The 2,790-nt window shown below is 69.7% G+C and carries 3 protein-coding genes; all 3 read left to right on the top strand.

What is annotated here, in order from left to right:
* Positions 1-207 precede the first annotated feature (207 nt).
* From tnpA to tnpC, 3 genes are read left to right on the top strand one after another with little or no spacing between them, the layout of a single operon-like run.
* Entirely contained in the window at positions 208-612 is a 405-nt protein-coding gene (gene tnpA, locus ACK4S9_RS23200; protein ID WP_409730298.1) for an IS66-like element accessory protein TnpA, read from the top strand.
* Complete coding sequence (gene tnpB / locus ACK4S9_RS23195; RefSeq protein WP_409730297.1) at positions 609-962, top strand: IS66 family insertion sequence element accessory protein TnpB; 354 nt, start codon at positions 609-611, stop codon at positions 960-962. Before tnpA ends, tnpB begins: the two co-directional genes overlap by 4 nt.
* A 54-nt stretch (positions 963-1,016) precedes the next feature.
* Positions 1,017-2,645, top strand: coding sequence for an IS66 family transposase (tnpC, locus tag ACK4S9_RS23190; RefSeq protein WP_409730295.1), 1,629 nt, complete (start codon positions 1,017-1,019; stop codon positions 2,643-2,645).
* The last annotated feature ends 145 nt before the right edge of the window (positions 2,646-2,790 follow it).

Below are 2,790 nucleotides of genomic sequence, written 5' to 3'. Positions count from 1 at the left end.
TTTCGGGCTGCGGTCGCAGAGCGTCCCCAGAGCCGTCAATCAACGGGATATTGACGGTATAGACCTCGGGCATCACCTCGCCGGCGACGATCCAACCAAATGCGGCGCCGCCAATGCAGCGTAAGCGGTGCGGAGGCCCCATTGATTTGATGGGTTTCCATGCAGGTTGGGCTTTGCCATCGTTTGGTAGAACGATGGAGGGGAGCCTTGCAACAAACAGTGCAACCGATGTTGGACGCGCCGCTGGGCGGTGTATCGCGGCTTGAGGTGCTGTCTGGGCCGACCGGCCGTCGCTCCTGGCCCGAGGAGGTCAAGGCACGGATCGTGGCGGAGAGCCTTCAGCCGGGCACGCGGGTAGGCGATGTGGCGCGCCGGCATGGCCTTGCGCCGCAGCATCTGACGGCGTGGCGCCGGGCGGCGCGGGAAGGTCGGCTTGTTCTTTCGGGGGACAAGGGTTCACCGGCGTTTGTCCCGTTGCTGCTGGACGAGCCCCCAGGGCCTGATGCCGCGGCGGTGGAGATCGTGGCCGGCGGGGTCCTGGTACGCCTGCCGGCGGACAGCGCGGCGGGCCGCATCGCGGCGGTCGCGGCGGCGCTGGCCCGCGCGCTGTGATCGTCGCTGCGCAAGCTGTCCGGGTGGTGATCGCGCTCAAGCCGGTGGACTTCCGCAAGGGTCATGACGGCCTGGCGGCGCTTGCCGAGCACGAGCTTGGCCTGGACCCGCATTCCGGCGTGATCGTGGTGTTTCGCTGCCGTCGCGGCGACAGGCTGAAGCTGCTTGTCTGGGACGGCAGCGGGCTGGTCCTTGCCTACAAGCGGCTGGAGCAGGGCCGCTTCGCCTGGCCCGCGGTGCGCGAGGGCGTGATGCGGCTGTCGCGGGCGCAGTTCGAGGCCCTGTTCGAGGGGCTGGACTGGCGCCGGATGCGAGCGCAGCGGGTCCGCCGGCCGGCTGCGGCGGAATGACTCACCGTGCTGCGCAAGCCTGCCTGGCGGAATGGAGCAGGGTATCCTGCGGGCATGACCGGCGAGCTTGAAAGCGTGGATCTGGCGGCACTGCCCGGCGCGGTGCGGGAACTGCTGATAGCACAGCAGGGTGCGCTGGAGGCCGCCCGGGCCGAATGCGATGCGGTGCTGGCCGACCGCGATGCCCTGCGCGCGCGGCAAGCCGACCTGCAGGAAGACAATGCCGAACTCCGTGCGCTGAACGCCCGGCTGGAGCATCTGGTCAGGGAGTTCCAGCAGGCGCTGTACGGCCGGAAGGCGGAACGCTTCGACCCCGACCAGCGCGAGCTGCTGTTTGAGGACCTGGAGACCGCGGTCGTGGAGGCCGAGACGGCGGTCGAGACCAGGCCATCGCGCAGCAGGCCGAAAGCCCCGCGGCGCAACCTTGGCCGATTGCCGGCGGAGCTGCCGCGCATCGAACAGGTGATCGAGCCGGAGAGCCGGGCCTGTCCCTGCGGCTGTGGCGAGATGGAGAAGATCGGCGAGGATCGCAGCGAGCGGCTGGACGTGGTCCCGGCGCAGTTCCGGGTGATCGCCACGATCCGCCCGCGCTATGCCTGCAAGACCTGCGGGCAGGGCATAGTGCAGGCGCGGGCGCCGGCGCATCTGGTGGAGGGCGGCCTGCCGACCGAGGGGCTGGTGGCGCATGTGCTGGTGGGCAAGTACTGCGATCACACGCCGCTGTACCGGCAGGTGGGGATCTTCGGGCGCTCCGGGATCGCGCTGGACCGTTCCACCCTGGCCGGCTGGACCGGCCGGGCGGCGTTCCACCTGGCGCCGGTGGTCGACCGGCTGGCGGCGCACCTGAAGGCCTCGGGCAAGCTGTTCATGGACGAGACCAGGCTGCCGGTGCTGGACCCTGGACGCGGCAGGACGAAGACGGGGTATCTCTGGGCGCTGGCGCGCGACGACCGTGCCTGGGGCGGCACCGACCCGCCCGGCGTGGTGTACTTCTATGCCGATGGTCGCGGCGGATGCCATGCGGAAGAGATCCTCGAGGGCTTCCGCGGCATCCTGCAGGTGGACGGCTATGCGGGCTATAACCGGCTCACCGCTCCCGGGCGCGATGGCGGGGCGCTGCAGCTGGCCTATTGCTGGGCGCATGCGCGGCGCAAGCTGAAGGAGGCGTTCGACGCCAGCGGCTCGCCGATCGCGGGCGAGGGGCTGGCGCGAATCGCGGCCCTCTACGAGATCGAGACGGAGATCCGCGGTCAGCCGGCCGCGCAGCGCCTCGCCGTCCGCCAGACCCGCTCGGCACCGCTGGTAGAGGCCTTCGGCACCTGGCTCCGGAAAAAGCGCGGCCGCGTCTCCGCCCGCTCGCGCCTGGGCGAGAAGCTGGCCTATATCGCCAACCACTGGGATGGCCTGCGGCTGTTCCTCGCCGATGGCCGCATCGAGATCGACTCCAATGCCGTCGAAAACCGCATCAGGCCGGTCGCTCTTACGAGAAAGAACGCGTTATTCGCCGGCCACGACGAAGGCGGCCGCACCTGGGGTCGCATCGCATCCCTGATCGAGACCGCCAGGCTCAACGGCGTCGAGCCCCAGGCCTATCTCAAGGCCACCTTGGAGGCGATCGCCGCCGGCCACCCAAAGGCCCGCATCGACGAACTCCTGCCCTGGGCGTTCAAGTCAAGCCACTGACAAGGTGGGGGCCGCGCACCGCTTACAATGCAGCCGAGTATTCCGGCCGCACCTATTCCGATCGCGGCCACAGGGGCGGCGAAGCCGCCTGTAAGCGCCGTTGCGCCTCCTCCCACAATCGCCGCGCTGCCGGCGGCGAGCTTTG

The sequence above is a fragment of the Massilia sp. genome (genome assembly GCF_046293535.1).
In the GTDB taxonomy this organism is placed as follows: domain Bacteria; phylum Pseudomonadota; class Gammaproteobacteria; order Burkholderiales; family Burkholderiaceae_D; genus Telluria.
The sequence above is the reverse complement of the archived record's forward strand: the minus strand, read 5'-3'. Positions and strand labels throughout refer to the sequence as shown.

What these genes read in the sequence shown, in the direction of transcription:
- tnpC (WP_409730295.1), top strand. Translation starts at nt 1,017, where the DNA reads ATGACCGGCGAGCTTGAAAGCGTGGATCTGGCGGCACTGCCCGGCGCG.